Raw genomic sequence first — 21,949 nt, 5'->3', positions numbered from 1 at the left:
TAATAGGCGACCCGCCGACCGACCGTGGACCACTCGCGGTACTGCCTATGCTGGAGGGAATCAGTCCACTTCAAATTCAACTGCTTAGCCGTCCACGGAAACGGGGCATTCCCACTAGGCGAACACGTCGCCACCGAAAGACAGCGATTTCGAGAAGCCATTGTACGACTCGATCCTGTTCGTGTTTGCGGTGACCTCCTGCCGTAATTCGAGGCTGCCGATCCACTCCAGCAGGAACACCGTGCGAAGAACGTTGCCGAGCTCGCGCGCGGCCAGGTATAGCCGGTTCTTGCGGCTTTCGGAGCCGAGCCGGCGCAGAAGCAGCAGCGGCGACGACATCGTCCCCGCCTGAATCGACAACGCGACCTGCATCAGCTCCTGCCAGTGCTGCTCGATCAGCACCCAGTCGATGGTCGCCGTGAACAGCTTGTCGATGTGCTTGAATCTGGCCGTGCTGTCCGGCCGGTACAGGACGAGGATGTCTGCCGGGCGCGCAGCCGTGCGGATCATCGATAGGAAAAGGCGCGATGTTCTCCTCATATTTTATGCGGCCGCAGTTAGAACCGCCAACTTAAAACGTGCTGTTCGAGCTGCGGTGTCAGGAGACGCCGCGCTTTAAGAGACACCGACGCAATTAATGCTTGAATCGGCAACCAAGCGCGAGGCGATAAAGTAGAAGAACTTCACGCAACGTCACCGTGCCCGTGCGGCAAGGCGCGCAATGATCCGATCAGCCATCGCGCGGTCGATGACTTCAAATGAGCGGCTCGTGCGCTCATAGGCATACATGTCGCCAGCCGCGATGTCGAACCACCAGCCACTCAATACCAGTGCCCCGGCAGTCACCTGCTGGCGGACGATCGGATAAGTCATCAGATGCTCAAGCTGTACAAGGACGTTGAGTTGCGACAATTGATCGTGCGGTTTGAGCCTGTCGTCGAGCGGGCCTTCGTGTTCGAGGCGAAACGCTGCGTTGCTGGCGTGGTAAAGCCATTTATCGAGGTTTGGCGCTTTCAGCTTGGCGTTGCGCGTATACACGGCTTTCATCGCACCGCACTCGGAATGCCCGCACACAACAATATTTGCGACTTTCAATACCAGTACTGCGTACTCGATCGCGCTTGCCTCGGAGAGGTCACCGGTAGAGACCCCCTCCGCATTCGCCGGTGGTATCAGGTTGCCTACGTTGCGCATCGTGAACAGATCGCCCGGATGGGTCGAGGCAAGCAGGTCAGGCACAACCCGGCTGTCCGAGCACGTGACGAAGAGCGCATCAGGTGTCTGCGCAAGCGCCAGTTTGCTGAACTGCTGCGCGTATTGCGGCAGCATCTTTTCGCGGAATTCAACGATGCCCATGATGAGTTTGCGCATGGTTTGCCTCCGAAAGGGATAGTTGTTTTGCCGTCGAGCCTGCCGAACCTCCAAGCCCTTGCGAGTCGGGGATACGCGCCAACGCCAGGTCCTCCGGAAACGGATGCTTCGAGGCGATCGCGCGATCGAGCAGTGTCAACTCGACGCGCAGGGCGTCATGACGATGCTCCGGCAGGTTCTGGATGAGATTCTCTATCGCCGCGCGTTGACGTCGGGCGATCTGAATGCTGCCCGCGCCGTACTGTCGTATTTCGCGGAAACTGATATGTACGAAGTCTTCCCAATTCGGCGTCCGCAAGATCACGCGCACCTGCCCGGACGTGTCCGCTATCTCCTCGACATGCAGAGACCGTTTGCCCACCATGCGCAAGAGTCGGTGCAACTGGTCGATCGCAAGCACGGCGGTGGTCGGATCGTTGATCGCCGCCGACAGCGCTTTAAGCGCAATGTCAACCAGGATGCGAAACGCGAACATAGGGTCCTGCTCCATCGTGCGTTCCGTCCCGAAAGCGACAAGTGTGCGCAGCCTGCGGTCGTCGATTGAGCCAGAGTTCCCGTACAGATAAAACAGGGGCTCGTCCACCGCGACGAAATCACCGACTTGCGGCACGAATTCGATGACTATGTCAGCACGCCGCGCCTTGGCTACCAGCCTTTCCAGATTCACAGCCAGAACGATGCCGGGTTTGCCGCGCTGACGAACAATGCGATCAGGTACGCCTCGCTCTTTGTCACGTTCCGGCTGGATAACTACACCCGCGGTCGGGGCGGGATAGACGCTCTCGATGACCGCGATCCCTTGGTCCCCAACGCGGGCCACGAGGCTTACGGGACGCAGAAATTTCGCGGCGTAGTCAATGAGGAAAAGGAAAGCAACGACGGAAGCGAATCCGAATAGCGCTGTAATGAACACCTGAAGCTGGTGTACCTCATTCTCACCCATCCAGCTCCCTGTTCTATTGGCGAACAGCAGTGTGAAAACGAATAGTCCCGAGATGCTACGGATGATGTTATCGCGCAGCAATGTCGTTGCGATGATCCGCGGGGTGTACTGCCCGCCAGCGACCTGGATTGCGACGAGCAGCGAACCGAACGTGAATACCAGAAACGCCATGTCAGCGGAAACGATGTCACCGACCAACGATCGCGCCCCGGTCATGGACAGCCCAAGCAAGCCGGTTTTCGGATCAAGGGTCCCCTGCGTGATCATCCACCTGCCGACCACTTCTGCCACAGGTTTCACCACGGCATAGATCGCGACTGCGATGAGCGGCACAGTCCACAGCGAAGACCTTAGGTAGCTCTTTAAGCTGTACCAGCGATTCCAGTCCATGTCTGCTATCTCCCTACGATTCATATTGCAGTGGAGACCAAGGTATTGGCGGTTTGTCAGGTGGCGTGAAAGGAGGCTTCCCGACCGGATACGCGCCTGACCGCGCCTTGCACCACAGTCGCTTCCTCCCGTGGTGGGGAGTTCTCGCTGGCGCACATCAGGCTTCGGACACGTGAACCTTCCCCATACGATCAGACGCCTGAACTTCAGGCCGGTCAATGAGACCTTGGTCCAACAGATCAGGGACGTCGAGTTTCCAGGATGACGCTTCGATGGGTTCCGGGATGTCGAAGGCTGACGGCGACGGGACGCTGAGCAGGGAAACCACGCTGATCGCAGCGCCTCGCGCAACGGCCTCAATCGCACAGAAAATTCGGATTGACGGAATCCAATCGGCTTTCGCGAAACCGCGATCGACAGTTATGGGCAACGATTTGCCAGCCGACTCGGATGTGTGGACGACCGTTCAACACCTCGAAGCCGCCGCAGAGGTGACGCCGGGTGGAAGGTCGGGAGAGGGTCGTGAAGAGCCGGACGCCTTCCCAGAACGATCGGGGCAGCCGCCCGCCGGTTGCCGACAGCACAAGCAATTCCGTGCTTTCGAGTCCAGCTAACCGGGCTCTCATCCAGCTAATTCCGTTTCCCTGCACCATCTGCGGGGAAACGGAATTCCCTAGACCGCGGCTCCATGAGAATCAAGAACTTGCAAACTAATAGCGTCGCTTTGGCCCGGTTGCGGACCGAAAACGATAGACTGGCCGGATTGCTGGCGCGAATAGGCTAGACTGCCGCGAATGCCGTCGGCGATGAAGCGATGCTCATGCTCCCGGCGCTCGGACATTTGAGCGACCGATTCATCTCGACAGCCGCCTTTGTTGGCGGACCATAAGTTGGCGTTGGCGAGGGTGGCGAGACGCCTACTGCGATTTATACGGAAGCCCCTTCATCGCGCGATTCTTCAGCCAGCAAGGAACTTCAAATGACAGTGCACGCGGTTACCGCAGTCCGGCTTGATCAGGATTCGCGACGGGTCAGCCACGTACTTTGGGGGCAGGTTTCCCGGAGCGGAGAACAATTTGAGGTTGTGCCGCTCGAATCGCCGGTGATCGAGGTGGTCGACGCGCTGGCCAAAGGCGATACCGTGGTGACCGTTTTTCCGCTGGACGGGCAACGCGTCGCGGGTCCCGAGGTTCGGAGCGTCGTGGATGAGGTGGGCAGCGAATGGATCGAAACGGTGGCCGTCGATTCCGGTCCGGGGCGAACGCTTGCGGATCTGCCGCGAGTCGATCACGAGTAGACGATCACCGCGCTCGCCCCGGAAAGCGGTCTGCGGAAAACGCCCGGTTTGGGCCTGGGCTGTTTGCGCGGAGGCGTGAACTCGTAGTTGGACCGCCAGCAAGGTAAGCCGTCTTGCACCCGTAGCTAAAGGCCGCCATCTACGGCCATTCGGCCAATCTATCGACCATCCGGTTGAACGTTCGGCTGCTGCCCGGATAGCTGACCGCTACCGCGTCCGAGAACCGGATGCTTGCGCCGGTTCGACGTGTTGTCCCGCGCGGCTTCCAATCCAGCCCACTAAAATTGGATTCGCCGGGTGTCCGCCGTATTCAGAGACCTCAAAACTGCAGCCCACCGGGACCGGCCAGGCTCGGTCCATTTATCCCACCGACAGGCAGGAGGCCATCATTCCATGCATGAGATCAGCGGCGTTGTTCGCGAGTTCGTTGAGGAGGTCCTGAACCAGGGGCGGATTGATGCCGCCGACCGGCTTGTCTGGGATGACATGGTCGAGCACGTCCCGTTCCCCGGCCAAGGCCCCGGTCTCCAAGGTCTCAAGAATGTCGTCCGGGGAATGCGGGCCGCGTTCCCGGATATGCACTGGCACATCGAGGAACAGCTCACCGAGGGTGACCGCGTGCTGACCCGCTTCGAGTGGACGGGCACTCACCGGGGAGAGTTCCTCGGTGTGCCTGCTACGGGGCAGCTGGTCAGGGTGTGGGGCATGGTCATAGACCGCATTCAGGAAGGCAGGATTAAGGAAACCCGCATCATCATGGACACGCTCGGACTGATGATACAACTCGGGGCGGTTCTCCCACCGGGCCAATGAATCCGAGATGGCCGAGCACGCGCCGGCCGGCAAGCTGTCACGGATGACAGCCGATATCCTGGAAGCTGTTGTGCAGGGCGGGTACGAATGATGGGAGTGGGTCGGATGCTGCCGAACGAGGACCGAGCGACGGCGAAGGCGGCCGACTGCACGCGTCGCCGACATCACGCTCGCGCTCGAGATGAATCGCCTCATCATCGACTACGTGCTTGCTCGAAAGTGGCGGCTTCCGAGAGTCGCGAAGTCATCCGCTGCACTAGGGCCTGGTGATGCGTGGCATACGGCTTGCTGCCTACCTAGATCGCGGACCGCTTGCGTGATCCGCAATGAGCGGCTTCTCCTCTTCCGCGGACGCGATGACAAGCCTGCCGCGGCGGTCACACATCTGAATGAAGCGAGTCCCGGAGGCTACCACCATGAATCTGGTCGACGACGTCCGCCAGCGTTTTGGCGTGGTACCGAATTTTTTCCGTTTGACGCCAGAAAATCCGGACATCACCGCGAAACTGTGGGGCTTCGCCTGTTTTGGTTATCTAGACAATCCGCTGCCGTCACTGTTCAAGGAGAGGCTGTTCGTCTGGTTGTCCCGCTTTTGCGAAGTGCGTTATTGCATCGTCCGGCACGTCGGCTTTCTGGTCGGCTTGGGGCGTGTAGCCGGCGACGCCAGTTGCACTCCTCAGTCAGTGGACGAAATACTTCGACTTTTACGAAAGCCCGTGCCACTCGCAGGAGCACTACGGGCCTGCATCGAACATTGTGCGTCCTTCAAAGAACCCCTTTCGGAGATGCCGCAGCCCAATTCGGAGCTCGAATGGTCGATGTTTGCCTGCGCGACACATCTGTTCCTGCATACATCGGCCGAGTCGGCCTGCTCGGACGCGCTACGTCGAGCGCTCGGGCCGGCCCAAATGGAAAACTTCCTGCTGTTTCTTGTATTCATACGCACCGCGCACTCCTGGACGGAGCTTCATCCGGAACTCAAGTTCGAGGAAGATATTCAACATTTGCTGGCAACTCATCAGGAACTCGGACAGTGCATGCTTGACGATCCCGCATCTGGATTGGGCAATACCAGCCAGCGCCTTCTTGCCGAGCTTGATTCCCTGCGCACGGAAAAGATGGAGATTGAGCGGGAAAGTCAACGACGGCTCGAGAATGAGCTGGCGGAAAGTCGTCTCCTGCATGAGATCAGCAACGAACTGATCGGCGAGCAGCAGGTCGACGTGCTTTACGACAAGATCGTCGATACCGCTGCGCGTCTCATGCATTCGCCATGCGCCAGTATGCACATCGTGCGAGAACGTGGTGATGGTAGCAAGACACTCGAACTGCTCGGCTATCGTGGATTTGCAAAGGGTGTTGCAAAGGCTCAGACGACACCGCTGCACGCCCGGTCTGGTGCAATGGTCGGGACCATTTCAACGTACTGGTACGAGACTCGCGAGCCCTCAGAGCATGAGTTTCAGACGTTCGATGTGCTTGCGCGGCAGGCCGCCGACATGATTGAACGGGAGCAGGCAAGCGAGGCGCAGCGCGCGAGTGAAAAGCGTCTGTTGACGATCATCGAGCAGCTTCCGGCTGGTGTTGGCGTGATGGACACAACCGGTGCCTGGACGCTGAACAACGCCTTGATGGACCAATATATGCCCGCCTCCATTCCGTCGAGGCTGCCGAATCGCGACTCGCATTGGCGTGTGTGGGACGAGGATGGGAACCTCAATGTGCCAGAAAGCTGGCCATGTATGCGGGCCTTGGACGGCGAGACGGTCATGCCAGGGACCGAAATGCTATACACGGATGATGGAGGACGCGAACACTGGATGCGCGTCAGTGCTGCACCACTGCAAAACGATTCCGGCGACATCATCGGGGCTTGCTGTGTCGTGCAGGACACTACGCAACTCAAGCGGGCGGAAAACGCACTCAGAGAGGCCGATCGGCGTAAGGATGAGTTTCTTGCGACGCTCGCACACGAGTTGCGCAATCCGATGGCCCCGATCCGCAGTGGCCTGCAAATCCTCCGTCTTGCCGGCGCAGAAAACAAGGCAACGGATCAAATCCATGGGATGCTTGAGCGACAGGTCAACCAGATGGTCCGTCTGGTCGACGATCTTCTGGAAGTCTCGCGCATTGCCAGCGGCAAAATCGAACTGCGCAGGGGGCCGGTGGATCTTGCCACCGTACTCCACAGCGCGGTGGAGACCAGTCGCCCGCTTATCGATGCGGCTGACCACCGGCTGACCATCAGCCTACCTCACGAACCGTTGATACTCCACGGGGATCCCCTCCGTATCGCACAGGTCATCGCAAATCTGCTCAATAACGCTGCGAAATATACGGGGCATGGCGGTCAGATCTGGCTCACCGCCCGACGCGAGGGTACAGAGGCTATCGTGTCGGTGCGGGACAATGGCATGGGCATTCCACAAGCCATGCTGGCCCAGATATTTGACCTGTTCACGCAGGTGGAGCGCACTCACAACCGAGCCCAGGGCGGGCTCGGTATTGGCTTGACGCTTGTTCGCACCCTCGTGGAAATGCACGGAGGAAGCGTCGAGGCACGGAGCGAAGGTCCGGGCAAAGGCAGCGAGTTTCAGGTCCGATTGCCCATTTCCAGGCAGAAACGTGAGGCGTGCGATCGCGACCGGCAGGCGCAACCATCGGATGCCTTGTGCGGACATCGCATTCTCGTTGTCGATGACAATCGTGATGCAGCGGACAGCCTCGGTATGCTACTCGAGCTGTACGGCGCCGACGTCAGCATCGTACGCGATGGACCGGCGGCGCTTGCTGCACTTGATATATTTCGGCCGGATGTTGTGCTGCTAGACATCGGCATGCCGGGCATGGACGGCTACGAAGTCGCGCGCCGGGCGCGGGAGAAGCCCGGTTTTCAGCGCTTGACTCTTATCGCATTGAGCGGGTGGGGGCAGGAGGAAGATCGACGCCGCTCGAGGGATGCCGGAATCGACCATCATCTGGTTAAGCCAGTTGACGTGAGAGCGCTAGAGCACCTACTGGCGAGTTCCGGCAAACATGGCGGCAGCGCAGGCTGAGGTCTGCGTTTGTGATCTCAATGGGGTTACTGATCGACAGACTCGAAGTGGTGACGCTGCAAGCGCAACCGTTGTCGATTAGATGACGGATTTGCCGTTTCCAAGCTCACCGTGGTTCGGGTACAGTAGCCTGATTTGTTGATCCGCAGTTACGCAGAGCGAATCGCCGGTGGAAGCGGACCATTATTACTGCGCTGCCAATTGACTGGCATGAGTCGGCGAGTGGGGCGGACCGCGCCATGCAACTGTCGGCTATGCGGCGACTGTCGCAAGGCTTGATGAGGTGTCCCTCCGATGACCGCTCGGCCTCGTAAGGCGGTCCTTGATGTCGCGTCAGCCCGATCGGCTGTTGAGGGTCGACTTCTGCCGGATGCAGTCGGGCCGACGGCAGCATCTGTCGTCGGCTCACCGTCGGACCGTGTGCGGCCAATTTCGGCCATTTGACCGAGTGCCGCGGTGGACGTTTCGACGTTTCAAGGTCCGTTGCACTCAGGTCAACGGCCTCTCGCACATTACTTCTCGTGCAGGCTATGCATGTAGTTCGGGATCCAGAGAACTGGAAAATTCTCAGCGTGGCACGCCGGCGATCTGTTCGAGTAGACGCAGCAGGGAATCTGGGGCTGGGCCTTTTTGACAGTATCGGTCAAACCCTACCGCGATCCCCTCAAGCCGGATGGCGAATTCGTCCTGGGCGGTAAGAGCTACAATGGCGACATGCTGCGTCCGCCCGTCCCGCCGCAGCTGCCGTGCGACTGCAAATCCGTCCTTGCCGGGCATGTTGATGTCCAGCACTGCGATCTCAGGCGTCCAGGCAGCGAGGAGGTGCATGGCGGCCTGCCCGCTCAGGACGAATTGAACCTCATACCCCGATGGAAAGTGACGCGACGATCGCTTCAGCACCCGCCTGCTCATCGTCGACGACGAGCAGCCGGCGCGGGCAGTTCGGCCGTTTTCGAGGGAGAGTTCGCGTCGTCCAGCGTGCGGTATGTGATAACAGCGCCATATCGGGTCCATGCTTCAGGTCCATGCGCTTCAGTCCAGTGGAATAGCACGACGAGCATCGGCCGTTCCTGCGCTGCGGCATTGCGGCATTGCGGTGGTGGCGGAAAACTCGCATGTCGCGACAACATTCGCAAGCACGCGAGGGATATATGAGGCTCTCGGACTTTATCGAAGCAAACCTTCCTGAGCTAATTGACGAGTGGGCGGAGTATGCCCGCACGCTTAGTCTGGAGGACAGCCATCTCACCGAGACCCAGTTGCGGGACTCGGCCCGTGACATCCTGATCCGGATTGCGGCAGATATGCGCGAACCGCAGACGGACGAGCAGCAGAAAGCCAAGTCGCGCGGCGATCAGCGCGATCCAGAATGCGATTTCGACAGGGTCGCCCACGAGCACGCGGACGATCGTCTCGCACAGGGCTACGGGATTAACGATGTGGTGGCGGAATACCGCGCCCTGCGCGCGAGTGTGCTCCGGCGATGGCAGCAGACGTCGTGGAACGACGCCGCTTTTCGGGAGATGATCCGGTTCAATGAGGCAATTGACCAGATGCTCGCGGAATCGGTCCGACAGTACGCGCAACGCACGGAGCGCATCCGGGATCTGTTTGCCGGCGTGCTTGCGCACGACCTGCGTTCACCCCTTGGCGCGATATTGAATTCGGCGGAGGTCGTCCTGCATGACGACGGCCTGTCGTCATCCAGCGTAAGAGCGATCGCGGTCGCGCAACGCGGCGCCGCGCGCATGAAGCGGATGATTGACGATCTCCTCGTCTTCACGCGTACCCGCCTGGGTGACACGCTTCCAGTCGATTTCACGCCGCAGAATATCGGGCGTATCTGCAACGACGCGGCAGATGAGGTACGCGCTTCGTATCCAGACGCACGGATCGAGGTGCGCCTTACGGGCGAGCTTGCCGGCAGGTGGGACGGCGCCCGTATCGGCCAACTGGTGGTCAACCTGCTCGTGAACGCAGTCCAGCACGGCTCAGGGGACATAAGCGTGAATGCTCTCGGTCACGGTGGGCAGATGACTCTGGTCGTGTCGAACGAAGGCGCCCCGATACCGGCGGCCGCCCTGCCGACGCTCTTTGATCCATTGACGCGGGCAAGCCGCTCGCCCAGGCAAAGCGGAACGTCTTCGAGCATGGGCCTGGGTCTTTACATCTGCCGGTGCATCGCACATGCACATAACGGCACCATACAGGTCGAACCGACGGAAGGAGGGACGATCTTCACCGTGGAGTTCGCCCGTTTTCCATCGTCTCCCCGCTGACCATTGCGGTCCGCGTCGGTATTTGTTGTGCTCCGCCTGGCCATTCGGCGGATCAGTCACAGACCGGACTCGTGCGTCGAATGGCCGCTGTACTCAGAAAGCCGACCTGTGATGGGCGCGCAGTCCAACGTCGCCATTGGGTCGGTCTGTGTCGCTCAGTGCCACCTTTGGCCGGGTCCGGGCGACAACGGAAGCATCAATCTCCTGCACAATGAGCGGGTGGGGACTCAGGGCATCTACGACTTGATCGTCAATCGGTATAGTCTGGCCGATGCTCAACACGGAACGGAGACGAACAATGGATTTGAAACTGCGTGGGAAAGTCGCGGTGCTTACGGGCGCAAGTGTCGGCATTGGACTGGCGGTCGCGGAAGGGTTCGCTGCCGAAGGCGTGAATCTCGTGCTGGCCGCGCGGCAACGCGAACGGCTCGAACAGGTCGCGGCGGACATTGCGGTGCGCCACGGCGTGCGTGCCGTGCCGGTGGCGTGTGATGTGGCGACGATGGAGGGCGTCGACGTTCTGGTCGACGCGGCGAACCAGCAGTTCAACGGCGCCGACATCTTGTTCAACAACGCAGGCACCGGCAGTAACGAGACGATCATGGAAGCGCCCGACGAGAAGTGGCAGGCGTATTGGGACCTGCACGTGATGGCGGCGGTGCGGCTCGCACGTGGGCTCGTGCCGTCGATGAAGCGGCGAGGCGGCGGAGCGATCCTGCATAACGCGTCGATCTGCGCGGTGCAGCCGCTCGGTTACGAGCCAATCTACAACGTGACCAAAGCCGCGCTGATGATGTTTTCAAAAAATCTCGCAAACGAGGTGGTCAAAGATAATATCCGCGTGAACACGATTAATCCGGGCCTCGTTCTAACGCCCGACTGGATGAAGACCGCGAAAGAGCTTACGCAGGATGCGGGCGGCGATTGGGAAGGGCATCTGCAACAGGTAGCTGATGAGTTCGCGCCAATCCGGCGCTTCGCGACGCCGGCGGAGCTGGCAGATTTCATCGTGTTTCTCTGTTCGGAGCGTGCGAGCTATAGCGTTGGATCGACCTATTTCGTCGACGGTGGGATGTTGCGAACTGTTTGAGCTTGGACGTGTTCTAGCTTATCGGCCGAGCATGCGTCAAAGGATGCGACTATTCGTGCGTGAGGTCGACAGTCGGCCATGAGCGGCCGGTCGAGGTCGTCGTCCAGTTTGGCTAACGGAGGCCTCGTCCGCCCTCGCTCAATGGCCGTTGTTCGGTAAGCTAATTGCCGCCGGCATTGCCTCAAGCCGGCCAACTCCGGCCATTCGCCTTTGCGTTCGACCGGTGAAGGCACGCGCCTTTGCAATGCCGCTCACGAGCCCGGCGTTTCCGCCGGGGACCTACCGTTTCTTCGAGCGCGAGTTCCTCTCATCACGTATCGGACCGATCCGGACAGACTGGCCGAAGTGATCGACGGGACAGAAAGTTCAGTAGTGCGTGCGCGCAACGCCTGAGCACCGCAACGTTTTCGGGCTCGACGAATTCGGATCTGGGCGTGGATATGTTCATGATCGATCCAGTCCGTCGCTAGTGGCCAAGAACCGCAAGCGCTTCGTGCATCGGTGACAGCGATACCGTCACCATCCCGTCGAGCGGCGTATTCATTTCCAGGATCAGGAAAATCGCGATGGACGTGCATAGCGCGCCCAGAAACAACGCGATGGTAACCGTGCTATTCGCGGGCGTGAACAGACCAAACGCGCCGAAGATAATGCAGAGCCACAGCACGAGGGTGACCAGAAGCGCAGTAGGGGTTGAGCCCGCAGCCTGGAGCAGGCCAAGTTCGCGCATGGCGAGCGCGTTGTCGGCGACTTCGATCGCGCGCGCCTGTAATCGTCGCTGCATGTCATTTTGCGGCGAGAGATCCTCGAGTTTGCGCTCGAGATGTTCCGCGCGCTCGAGCGCCTCGGGGTTGTGCAACCTTGCCAGTTGCGCAGGATCGCCTGACGCTACCTGCTGGACCACCCCGGTGACGATCTGCTTCAGCATGCCCCGGATCTCCTGTGTCTGCGGCCCATATCGCGCGAGCATACGATCGAGAAGGATCACATTGGCGGCTTCGTGTGTCACGCTGGCGTTCACCGTGTCAAATGAGCTCTTTGCCGACGAGATCAGCAAGCCAAGCACCAGCGCGGCCATCGTGGCGATCAGGCCCGTCGCCAGTTTGACGACGCCAATCGAGTCGTCGTCAAGATGGTGCTGCGGCAGCAAGGTACGCAGATACAGACCGAGCAGTGCGCTGCAAAAGACGCAGGCAAATATGATCAGGGCGACGCTCAGATGGTGCATCGTTCGATCCTCCGTGCGTCGGCGTGGGCATCGGCCGATGGACCGCGCGCATGTCTGTCGCCCTTGCTCGCGTCTGCCCGACGTGTCCATCAGGGCGCGGCGACCACACGGTAATAGACGCCGTTCGCACCGTAGGAAGGCTTGAACCACGTGTTACCGCACAGGTAGTACGTGCCGCCCTGAACCGTGGGTTTGATGCAGCCGGCGGGTAGCGTTGCGTAGATTGCGCCCATCGCGAAGTTCGAGCTGGGCGGCGGCGGAGGTGCCGCGGACGTCGCGCCGGCGACGTAGCCGGCGTTGTAGGCGTTCGTCGAGTTCGCGGCGGCATAGCCGCTGTTGTACGCGTTCGCGGCGACGGCCTGCGTGTTCGCGGAGGCGATCGCCGCGCCCGCCGCAACGCCGACCGCCGCGCCTGCCGCGGCCGCGCCTGCCGTGGACCAGCCGCCGCAGTTGTAGCAGCCCGATCCGTACACGTTCACCGTGGTCGGCGGGTGGTAGGCGGCGTAGGTCGTGTTACCGTAGTAGTTGCTGTGATACGCGGTCGCGCCCGACGAGTTCGTGTAGGTCGTGTAGCCCGATCCCTGGACGTGCGTGGCCGTGCCGCCATAGTTGTTGGTCGCCGTGGTGCCCTGGCCGTAGATGTGCGTCGCGCTGCCGTACTGATTCGAGTAAGTCGTCTGATTCGAGCCCGCCTGGTGCGTCGCGGTGCCGCCATAGGCGCCCGTTGCCGTGGTGCCTTGGCCGTAGGTATGCGTGGCGCTGCCGCCGTACGGATTGCTGAAGCTCGTCTGCCCCGAGCCTTGCGTGTGCGTGGCCGTGTCGCCGTAGCGGCTAGTCGCGGTGGTGCCCTGGCCGGGTGTGTGCGTTTCGCTGCCGCCCCACGCGTTGCTGCGGGTCATCGATTCAGACCCGGACGGGCGCGACCAGCCGCCCGCGTGCCCCCAGGCGCCGGCGGGGCCCGAGGCGAAGGCCGGAATCACGAATCCGGCCAGATAGATGGCAATCGTCTTCACGATGCGCCTCCTCATTGAGGATTGGCGGCCTTGGTCTTCTTCGGCGGCGGCTTCAGGCCGGACGCGTTCGCGGCGTCGGGACGCTCGAATGCGATGGGCGCCGCGCCGGACGTGTCGGACGGCACGAACGCGTTCGCCGGAAGGGCCGGGTCCAGCTCCCAGTGCGTGAGCGCCAGCACATGGCGCAGCCGCGCGGGATCGTTCAGGTAGACCGCGTAGATTCGCCGCGGCAGCTTGTCCTCCGTGCCGATCCAGGCCTGCACGAACACGTCGCCGGTCACATAGGCGACCATGTCGGTCGTCGTGTCGTCGACGAGGGTCGACTGGCCAATATAAAATGCGATCTTCAGTCCGTCGGCGATGTCCTTGTACGGGTCCGCGACGAGCACGTCGGTGAACGGGAAATAGATCGCGCCGACGTCGTACGCTTTCTTGAGCGCGCCGTCGATGGTCGGCGGCGCGCCGGCCACGGCCACGAGGTTCTCGGCCGGGGAGTAGGCCGTCATCGTCTTGCCGTCGTAATAGAACTCCGAGCGCGGACCGTCGCCGAGTGTGATCACGCGCAGCTTGTCGGGCCGCTGCATGAGGACTTCGGACTTCGCCGAGTAGATCAGCGGCGGGCCAATTCGGCTCGGGCTCTCGTACGAGACGATCGCCGCGAACGCCATCGACTTCGCGGCCGCGAGGCGGTCGCAGGCGGCCTTGATGACGTCGAGCGCGTGCTGGTCGAACCCTGGCTGGTAGTCGGGCGCGGCGGCCTGCTTCGTGTACTTCGCCGCGGCTTTCGAGGGCGCGTTCGCGCGTTGCTGCGCGCCGCCGCTCGAGGCGAGGCATACGCCCAGCGCGACGGCCGTTGCGCGCAAGACCTGTTTCCACACAGTCATGGCAGCCTCCGAGATCAAGCGTGGCGTGGCGGCACGCCCGGTGACGATCAGGGGATCATCCCGCATTCGAACATCTTGTTGGCGATCGGCGCCGCGACCCGGTTGATAAACTCGGCCCGCATCTGTGGATCATTGCGCATTGCCTGGATCACTTTCTCCTCGCCCGGCGAATGGGGTGCGCCTTTCTTTGCTGCACGCTCCTGCCACAACTGCTCACAACTCGATTGCTGGTATTTTTGTACCAGTCGGCCCGAGGCGGCGTCGAGCATTGGATATTGCTGTGGATAGGCGATATTCGCGAACAGTAACGCGGACACTATCGCAAACCGCATGACGCGTTTGCTCATGGCCTTACCTCGTTTCGTCAAGGAGTGTTCGGGTACCGGCCTGGCGTCGGTACCCCCGTGGGCAGGTGGAACTGTTCCCAGCCGAATTGCGCCCATTAGCGGGGTTTCACGTATTGCGAAACAGATTTGGAAACAGAATCGCACCAGTCGTCCATGATCGGCTTGACCGACTCGAACGTAATCACAGGCTGATTGGATGCGACCCGCCCCAAACGCTCACCGGTACGTGTGCGCACGACTTTGGACAAGACCTCACCTGAGACACTGTCCGTGCTACGCGCCTCGACCAGCAGCTTTGCCTGCTGCGGCGCACCCGCTACGGTATTGACCGCCATCGTGGCCACGAACGCCATCGGCACGACCTGGTATGGTTTGAGCCCCACCGCTGTGTTGGCGACCCCGGTGATGGCGACCTGCACCTTGACCACGCCCGGACCGGGTGTCTCAACGACTCGTACCCTGGAGGCAATCGCCTGTCTCAGGCAGGTGGTGCCGTAACCCCGTATCTGGTCGATCGTCGCCTGACTCAGTTGTTCAGACGGCTCGGCCTTTGGGTACATTTCCAAGGGCTCAACTATGACTGCGCTGTAGTTCGACGGGTTGAGCTTGGGGTTCACGTACCTCAAGATCGTTTCGCCGTTGTTGGGATCCTGGGTTTGCTGCAGGTTGGAATAGTCTCCCAGAAAGCCGGAGTACTCGGATTGCGTCGGCGTGTTGTTGCTGGCGCATCCCGCTATGAGCATCATCGCAACCGTAGTCGCAGCGGCACAAATCGTCTTGCGCATAGTCTCCTCCTGGGTTTGTTAGATACATCGATAACCAGAATTGGCCCGTGCGTCGGTGCAATCGAGCCGCGCGTCAAAATTGCCTTTCCGGCTTGCTGTTTGCGGCGTAAGTTCTTCCGACAGGTTAGGCCGCACCCTTTACATTAGGTTGACATCGGTCAAACATATAGCTCTTTTTACGTAACGCTCTCCGGCTCGGGCTCCCGTATTGTCTGCATGCCTACCCATTGACCTGCCTGGAGTGTGGGCATGTCATACGTCCGGGGGCCCCCTGAATTTTGGGGCGGGCTACCTGCATCTGAATGGCGCTGCCGGGACACCTGGCCAGGTCAATACAGGCGGCGCAGTGACCGATACGACAGGCTCTTCGCTTCAGGGGGCTACTGTCACCGACCGCAGTTCCGTTAGGCGCACTGGCCGCCCGCCAGCAAACCTGGGGCGCGGGGGTGAATTACACGTTCGGCCCGGCTGTTGCAGGCTTCGTATACACGCAGACAAATCTGACGGAACTGTTTCAGACTGGCTTTAGCACGCACTTCCAGAACTGCGAAGGTAACTTCCGGTATGCGCTGAACCCAGCTGTTGAACTTTCAGCTGCCTATACTAATTCGCGCGCGGGTGGAAACGCAGGCAGCGGCAGTCCGCACTGGAACCAGGTGAGCGCGATGGCAGACTAAAGCTTCTGCCGGCGAACGGACGTGTACATCCAGGGATGTCTGGCAGGGGTTGAGTGCGAGCAGCAACTCACCATTGGGTGTGGCCTGGATTAACGGCGTGAGTGCGCCGTCATCCACCAACAACCAGGTCGAAGCGACTGTCGGCCTGCGTCACCGGTTTTAAGACACGCGCGCCGGCCTCGCGACGAAAATCGGGTCGTGATTATTCTCGTCGCGTCCCAGACGCGATCCCTCCGCCCTAGCTTGGCGATCAACTCGATCGGGCAAGCGGCTGAAGTACTTCGGGAGCGGTCGTTGCGACGCCCCGAGTCCGAACGGCTGTTCAGGGTCGGGACTACGCACTGCCGACTGGCCGCTTCCGGGCAGCTGAATTCCACTGGCCGCTTTCCAGCGATGAGTTTGAAGAGCGGACAGACGCAACCCGACCCTGAACCGCCGTTCAGACGCCCAAAAAATCTGGGGCAGCTTCCTGAGCGCAACGGCTGTTCGGCCAGGCATTCGGTACGGCAACGGAGTGAAGAAGTGTTGACAGGTGTCTTGTACGATTCCGAGCGAGCCATATTGGTTCGGGGGCATTCCCCGGAAGTCGTGGGGGTCTAGGCGCTCGGTTCTCGTTCCGTCCGGAGGAGAGAGGCTTGCGTTCAGGGCGCTTTTTGCTGCCCGATAGCAGAAGGCATCAAGGAAGTTTGTAGTTGCCGGTCACCTTACCAACGTAGCTGGACCTCCCCTGCGGCTTCCGTGTTGCTGAAAAAGACCTCAATGAAACTTGCCCTGTGATGCCTGTGTATTTTCCAGTACCCGAACCGAACACCCCTTGGCCCGTCTTCGACTTGGGGGGACGTGTTATCGTCTCCACGAACGTGTCTTGGTCCTTGTCAAAATACACGCAATACCCGCTGTCGCCGCCTTCGAACTCTGTCTCGACGCACGAAGCCGAAATATCGCGGAACAAAGGTGTGTTCGAACTGTTTGTAAACCTCAAATTGGCCTGGTAGACGATTATGGCTTGACCATTGCCCGCGTCGATGCTGGTAAGAACCGACACGTCCGCCTGGTAGGTCACGTCAAAGTTTGCCTGCTTCGGTAGCGTCTGCGCAACACCGCTCGACGAAACTGCAACTCCGCCGGCAAGAACGACGAAAAGGAATATTGTTCCAAACTTTTTCATCACGCGCTCCTGACATTTTGTGTAACCGTCCGTCGCAAGGCAACAGCGGACTCGAGCTCTCGCGCGGACGGTATAGACATGCGGAGACTCGATCACTCATCTGCAGGCTAAGGACCGTCTCAAGTGTACCAACTGGCCTTGCGCGTCAACGAATGCGTATTCGTCCCGCGCGAATGGGAAGGCCCGTTGTTTGAGCGGAGCGGCCGTTTGAACGGCCGTTTGAGCGCGAAACCGAACGGCTGAAGTTGGCCGACTACTGCCTGATACGGCGGCGGTCGCAGACAGCGAGCCGCCTGGCATGGCCAATGGCTGGCATCGAGCCCCCGGAAGGTCGGCGACTGCTGACATCAAATCGCACCCGGTAGACGCTCGCTGTTCTGCAGTGGCCCAGCGGCGGGTGTGCGCGGCTAGGACAGATCTGTGGATAACGTACGTTACGCTCCCCCTGCCCCCCTCAAAGCTATGAGAGATATTTCCGAGACCGAAAAGCAAAGAAAAGCAAAGCAGCAGCCCGGCTGCGCCGGGCTGAAAACGTAACTAAAAAGGCCATGTTCAGCAAAATTAGCTACGTCTGATACTAAGACGATGCGCCGATAGGCTCGTGCAATAAGGACTTATGGTTCTGTTGACACCCCAAAATGCTCATTTGACCTTGATCCAGTCGGGCGAACGGCCTTCCGTATAGGGACGGTCAACGCGTTTGCCGATAAGCCCCTCAAGTCCCATCCGGCAGGCGGAATCGAGCAAGGATTCGACGCCGTCGGTGAACGGGTTGCTAAGCCGTATGTGTGCGTCGTCGACGCTAGAGAGCAACTGCTGCAGCGCGGCCTGCCGGTCGCTGAGTCGCAACTGCCGGAGGTCCCGGCCGTCCAGAAACATCAGGTCGAAAGCGAAATACGTCAGACCAGCAGTGTGGCGCCCGGCAAACGCATTCTGCAGCGCCGAGAAGTCGGGAATGTCGGCCTTGTTGAGTGCTACCACCTCGCCGTCGATCCACGCCTGGCCGACCGGCAGGCGCGCGAGTGCGCCAGCGAAAGCAGGCATTCTATCGGTCCAATCGTGCCCGTTGCGGGTGACAAGTCTCACAGCACCGTTGTCGATACGGCAGAGCATCCGGTAGCCGTCGAATTTGATTTCGTACGACCAGTTCGGACCGACTGGCGCGCGATCGACCAGCGTGGCGAGTTGCGGCAGGATGGTGTCCGGCAGGCTGTCCAACTGGCTCTCGCCCTCCTGTTCGGCTACTCTCGTTCTACGCGCCACCTGGCACACCTCCCGAAATCTATCGGCGTCGCACCGACTGTTCCAGCCAGGCACGCTGGCCGGGAAATTGCTGCAACCGGGAGCGCCTGCCAACGGGAGAATGTCATGGCCGCTCCGCGTTCGATTGCTTCGATGACGATCAGCTTTGGGCTTGTTTCGATTCCATGCCGTATGTTCTCGGCGACCGAATCAAAGTCTGCCGTCTCTTTCAACATGCTGCACAAGGATTGCGGCGCCCGGGTGCGTCAGCAGCTCTACTGCCCCGCTCATCAGGCCGTCATCGAGCGTTCAGATACCGTCAAAGGATACGAGTTCGAGAAGGACAAGTACGTCGTCTTCGAGCCGTCCGAGCTCGAGGCCTTCGAGGCGACCGCCAGCCACAGCATCGACATTGTCGCCTTCCTTCCGGCCGACGCGATTGATCCGATCTATTTCGACAAGGCTTACTATCTCGGCCCGGACAAGCGCGGCGCGAAGCCATACCAGCTGCTCGCGCAGGCGATGACCCATTGAATCGGACCGGACCTATCTCGACGCGTACCTGAACCTTGGATGCCTGCTGTCGGAGTGCGGCCGCTACGACGACGCTATCGAGGTATGGTGTAACGCCCTGCTCGAAAACCCGGACCATCATCTGCTTCACTTCAACCTCGGCGTGGCGCTGGAAGACTCGGGCCGCCTCGAACAGGCCCTCATCGCATACCGGCGCAGCATCGAACTGAAACACGGCTTCGCGGACGCGCATTTCAACGCGGCGCGCATCCGTGAGGAACTGGGCCAGCAGACACAGGCAATCCGCCACTACAACGCCTACCGGACATTGAACCGCGACGGTTGAGGGGCTTCCCGAGCCCGTCGGGCATCAGGCTTGCTGTCCCCTTTTTGTTATTCGTCCAATTGATAGGGAGGCAAGCTATGGCAGAACAGCACAAGCCCGGCGAGATCGTGAAAACATCAGGGATCTACAAGGTCGTTCACGAAGGCGACAGCAACGCAGCGTTCGAAGTGACATGCGTCGAGGGGGAACATTTCCCGCCGACGAGAACAGGCAAGGGCGCAACGTACGAGCTTGTGCACGGAGCGACGCATTCGCACAAGCACAGCGAACTCGGCAGCGGCGACAAGTGACAGACCGGAGGCGAAAAAGTCGCCAGCGGAGACGCTGGCCGATGGCGGCGACGGGCGGGCTCTTGCGAGCCGCTCAAGTCGCGCTTTCGCAGGTTCCCGCAGTTCCCGCAGCTGATGCCAGGCGCGGTCAGCGCCGTACTGGCGGGGGCTGCTCGAGTTCCAGGGGATCGTCTGGATCCTTGCGAGGAAGGGCTGCCAAGGGATTGCGGCGGCGACAGACCGGACAGATGAAATAAACGCCCTCCTCGTCCATCTCTGGCAAGGCGACCTGCAGCGTCACCATCATCCGACAGCCGGCGCATATCCACATGGTGGCCTCCGCGCGTCAGCTGTCTTTATAGTTCACGCGGACGGTATATGGGAAGCGGGTAGCCGAGACGCAGGCATGACCGTTCCAATTGAGGTGGATTTTCCTCAGTCCCCGCTGCTGTCGGAAATCGTCTAAGTCTGAATTACCGCGATGATGCAGCAGGGGCGGCAAGCGGCCCTACTCAAATAACTCTGAACCGGTGGTCCCTTTAACCTTGAACTACCACCGTTTTGGTTCGCTTAACTCTGAACTATCTGGCGTTACTTCCAACGTCAGAAATAGCATGACGGTCGGCTTGCGACCTATTCCGTTGAAAAACCCGTTTTCGAGCGCGTGCGCGGCGATGTTTGAACGTGCCTTCGACGCGTTCAGCGCTCTTTCCGGTCGCGCCGCTTGTGAGCATCGCTCGACGATGCATTTCAAGCGACCGCTACTGCCGTTTGCTCCTGCTTTGGCATCAACCACTTTGCCATCCGCCTCAGATTCTGTGCAGTTGCAGCCAGCAGAAACTCAATGTGGGCGCCTGAAGGTCCCCGCAACCGGAGACGATCCAGCTTCAAGACCCGTTTGAGACGAGCAAACAGGATTTCAACCTTCTTGCGATCCTTGCGCGACTGCCTGTATGCCGGTGTTTTCGCAATGGCCCTTGCCTTATCACGTGCAGATTCGTGGATGCTCCGGGCTATCTTTCGTATTGGCGTGTTCGGACAGCAGTGATCCTTTAGTACACATCCAGCGCAGTCCAACTGGCTTGATCGATAGACGACCGTGTTGGCCTTGGTGATATGTGTGCGCGGATTCTTGAATCGACGACGTTCGCTGCGCAGTGCGTGTCCGGCGGGACAGCGATACTCATTGCTTTGCTCGAGCCATTGGAAATCGCTGCTCTAGAACGTGTCGTCGCTCCGCGTCCCTTTCTCCAATACCGGAACATGCGGCTCGATCGCCTTGTCATTGATCATCCAGGCAAGCGTCGACGCGGTGCCATAAGCAGTATCACCCACCAGCCGTTGAGGTTTGAGGCGGAAGCGCTGCTCAACCCGGTCAATCATGGTCCTGGTCGAGTCGACCTCCGGTGTGCGGTATGCGGGTGTGGCCTCGACATCCATGATGATTCCCGCATGAAGATCAATCAGGTAGTTGGTCGAATAGGCGTAGAACGCCGGGCCACCAGGTGCTGCGGTCCAACGTGCAGCCGGATCGGTCAGCGATATGTTCTTTGGCTGTGTAGCAGGTTCGCGCGATGCTTCTATCACCTCAGCATCAGTGCCGTTCGCATCGAGCGTCGCCAGATACTCGCGCACCGCACGGCTCGGCCCTTCGCCGCGACTCCAGTCGATTGCTTCAGTCCCGGCGATGCCGCGGGTGCGATTGGCGTCGGCCTTGATGACGCTGGCGTCGATTGCGAACCCTTCACCGCCTACGAGGCCCTCGTTCATGCAGCGACGCAAAACGGATTCGAATACATGGCGCAGCATATCGCTGTCGCGAAATCGGCCATGGCGATTCTTTGAGAATGTTGAGTGATCCGGAACGGCATCCTCAAGACCGAGACGGCAAAACCAGCGATACGCCAGATTCAGATGGACTTCTTCGCACAGCCGCCGCTCGGAGCGGATGCCGAAGCAGTATCCGACGATCAGCATGCGAATCATCAACTCTGGATCGATCGAAGGGCGCCCCGTATGACTGTAAAACGACGCCATGTGCTTACGGAGGTCTCCGGCATCGAAGAAGTGATCTATGCCGCGTAACAGATGGCCTTTCGGAACATGATCATCAAGGTTGAACGCGTAAAACAGCTGCTCCTGATCGCCGCTTCGCTGTCCCATCATGACGATGCACTCCCGTCGATTGATTCGTTCCAGGATAGCCAAGAATCCGACTCTCAGGGGAGTTTTTCAACG

At 60.2% G+C, this 21,949-nt stretch carries 18 protein-coding genes and 4 pseudogenes; 10 read left to right on the top strand and 12 right to left on the bottom strand.

Translation table 11 applies throughout. The features are described from left to right. Window positions 1-117: 117 nt before the first annotated feature. The 3 genes and pseudogenes from J8I87_RS40250 to J8I87_RS40240 form a co-directional block, all read right to left on the bottom strand. A pseudogene (locus J8I87_RS40250) lies at window positions 118-477 on the bottom strand (Tn3 family transposase); the annotation flags it as partial. Between the two features lie 216 nt (window positions 478-693). Next, window positions 694-1,371 carry a carbonic anhydrase gene (locus J8I87_RS40245; protein ID WP_209938019.1) on the bottom strand — a complete coding sequence of 226 codons (678 nt, stop codon included), beginning with the start codon at window positions 1,369-1,371 and terminating at the stop codon, window positions 694-696. Beyond that, on the bottom strand, window positions 1,343-2,704 hold the full coding sequence (locus J8I87_RS40240; RefSeq protein ID WP_209938017.1) for a DUF2254 domain-containing protein: 1,362 nt from the start codon (window positions 2,702-2,704) through the stop codon (window positions 1,343-1,345). The genes J8I87_RS40245 and J8I87_RS40240 overlap by 29 nt, the downstream gene beginning before the upstream one ends. A 979-nt stretch (window positions 2,705-3,683) precedes the next feature. Here J8I87_RS40240 and J8I87_RS40230 point away from each other — a divergent pair. The 3 genes from J8I87_RS40230 (at window position 3,684) to J8I87_RS40220 (ending at window position 7,870) form a co-directional block, all read left to right on the top strand. After that, complete coding sequence (locus tag J8I87_RS40230; protein ID WP_209938016.1) at window positions 3,684-4,001, top strand: hypothetical protein; 318 nt, start codon at window positions 3,684-3,686, stop codon at window positions 3,999-4,001. A 393-nt stretch (window positions 4,002-4,394) separates the two neighbouring features. Continuing rightward, window positions 4,395-4,814, top strand: coding sequence for an ester cyclase (locus J8I87_RS40225; RefSeq protein ID WP_209938015.1), 420 nt, complete (start codon window positions 4,395-4,397; stop codon window positions 4,812-4,814). A 416-nt stretch (window positions 4,815-5,230) separates the two neighbouring features. Continuing rightward, window positions 5,231-7,870: an ATP-binding protein gene (locus tag J8I87_RS40220; protein ID WP_245254517.1), complete on the top strand. Its 2,640-nt coding sequence runs from the start codon at window positions 5,231-5,233 to the stop codon at window positions 7,868-7,870. 567 nt (window positions 7,871-8,437) lie between these two features. Here the strand turns inward: J8I87_RS40220 and J8I87_RS40215 are convergent. After that, window positions 8,438-8,884 (bottom strand): response regulator, encoded by a 447-nt coding sequence (locus tag J8I87_RS40215; protein WP_245254516.1) that lies wholly within the window; start codon window positions 8,882-8,884, stop codon window positions 8,438-8,440. A 137-nt stretch (window positions 8,885-9,021) separates the two neighbouring features. On the opposite strand from J8I87_RS40215, the gene J8I87_RS40210 reads away from it, so the two are divergent. The 3 genes and pseudogenes from J8I87_RS40210 to J8I87_RS45340 all read left to right on the top strand — a co-directional run. Beyond that, window positions 9,022-10,149: a sensor histidine kinase gene (locus J8I87_RS40210; RefSeq protein WP_209938013.1), complete on the top strand. Its 1,128-nt coding sequence runs from the start codon at window positions 9,022-9,024 to the stop codon at window positions 10,147-10,149. A gap of 298 nt (window positions 10,150-10,447) precedes the next feature. Further along, complete coding sequence (locus tag J8I87_RS40205) at window positions 10,448-11,239, top strand: SDR family NAD(P)-dependent oxidoreductase (protein WP_209938012.1); 792 nt, start codon at window positions 10,448-10,450, stop codon at window positions 11,237-11,239. A 202-nt stretch (window positions 11,240-11,441) separates the two neighbouring features. Next, window positions 11,442-11,590: pseudogene (locus J8I87_RS45340) on the top strand (acetoacetate decarboxylase); the annotation flags it as partial. A 115-nt stretch (window positions 11,591-11,705) separates the two neighbouring features. On the opposite strand, the gene J8I87_RS40200 reads toward J8I87_RS45340, so the two are convergent. The 5 genes from J8I87_RS40200 to J8I87_RS40180 form a co-directional block, all read right to left on the bottom strand. Next, window positions 11,706-12,467 (bottom strand): DUF4239 domain-containing protein, encoded by a 762-nt coding sequence (locus J8I87_RS40200; protein WP_209938010.1) that lies wholly within the window; start codon window positions 12,465-12,467, stop codon window positions 11,706-11,708. An 89-nt stretch (window positions 12,468-12,556) separates the two neighbouring features. After that, on the bottom strand, window positions 12,557-13,480 hold the full coding sequence (locus J8I87_RS40195) for a hypothetical protein (RefSeq protein ID WP_209938009.1): 924 nt from the start codon (window positions 13,478-13,480) through the stop codon (window positions 12,557-12,559). 11 nt (window positions 13,481-13,491) lie between these two features. Beyond that, window positions 13,492-14,364 (bottom strand): DUF2092 domain-containing protein, encoded by an 873-nt coding sequence (locus tag J8I87_RS40190; protein ID WP_209938008.1) that lies wholly within the window; start codon window positions 14,362-14,364, stop codon window positions 13,492-13,494. Between the two features lie 47 nt (window positions 14,365-14,411). Then, window positions 14,412-14,711: a hypothetical protein gene (locus J8I87_RS40185; RefSeq protein ID WP_209938007.1), complete on the bottom strand. Its 300-nt coding sequence runs from the start codon at window positions 14,709-14,711 to the stop codon at window positions 14,412-14,414. A 95-nt stretch (window positions 14,712-14,806) separates the two neighbouring features. Next, on the bottom strand, window positions 14,807-15,496 hold the full coding sequence (locus J8I87_RS40180) for a DUF3313 domain-containing protein (protein WP_209938006.1): 690 nt from the start codon (window positions 15,494-15,496) through the stop codon (window positions 14,807-14,809). A 234-nt stretch (window positions 15,497-15,730) separates the two neighbouring features. Here J8I87_RS40180 and J8I87_RS46520 point away from each other — a divergent pair. Next, window positions 15,731-16,336 (top strand): annotated as a pseudogene (locus tag J8I87_RS46520) (porin); the annotation flags it as partial. Window positions 16,337-16,849: 513 nt separating this feature from the next. Here J8I87_RS46520 and J8I87_RS40175 read toward each other — a convergent pair. Next, window positions 16,850-17,341, bottom strand: coding sequence for a hypothetical protein (locus J8I87_RS40175; protein WP_209938004.1), 492 nt, complete (start codon window positions 17,339-17,341; stop codon window positions 16,850-16,852). A gap of 642 nt (window positions 17,342-17,983) precedes the next feature. Then, window positions 17,984-18,559, bottom strand: a complete 576-nt coding sequence (locus tag J8I87_RS40170; RefSeq protein WP_245254515.1) for a hypothetical protein — start codon at window positions 18,557-18,559, stop codon at window positions 17,984-17,986. A 150-nt stretch (window positions 18,560-18,709) separates the two neighbouring features. Here J8I87_RS40170 and J8I87_RS40165 point away from each other — a divergent pair, with 150 nt between their 5' ends. From J8I87_RS40165 to J8I87_RS40155, 3 genes are all read left to right on the top strand, one after another. Then, a complete protein-coding gene (locus J8I87_RS40165; RefSeq protein ID WP_313068156.1) occupies window positions 18,710-19,117 on the top strand; it encodes a Ku protein in 408 nt (135 codons plus the stop codon). After that, window positions 19,113-19,442 carry a tetratricopeptide repeat protein gene (locus J8I87_RS45850; protein ID WP_209938020.1) on the top strand — a complete coding sequence of 110 codons (330 nt, stop codon included), beginning with the start codon at window positions 19,113-19,115 and terminating at the stop codon, window positions 19,440-19,442. The genes J8I87_RS40165 and J8I87_RS45850 overlap by 5 nt, the downstream gene beginning before the upstream one ends. Before the next feature lie 77 nt (window positions 19,443-19,519). Next, the gene (locus J8I87_RS40155) at window positions 19,520-19,732 is read left to right on the top strand and encodes a hypothetical protein (RefSeq protein WP_209938003.1); all 213 of its coding nucleotides are present in this window, start codon (window positions 19,520-19,522) and stop codon (window positions 19,730-19,732) included. Window positions 19,733-20,461: 729 nt separating this feature from the next. Here J8I87_RS40155 and J8I87_RS40150 read toward each other — a convergent pair. Then, window positions 20,462-21,877: pseudogene (locus J8I87_RS40150) on the bottom strand (IS1182 family transposase). Window positions 21,878-21,949 lie beyond the last annotated feature (72 nt).

Source organism: Paraburkholderia sp. LEh10, from assembly GCF_017814945.1.
GTDB lineage: Bacteria > Pseudomonadota > Gammaproteobacteria > Burkholderiales > Burkholderiaceae > Paraburkholderia.
The sequence above is the reverse complement of the archived record's forward strand: the minus strand, read 5'-3'. Positions and strand labels throughout refer to the sequence as shown.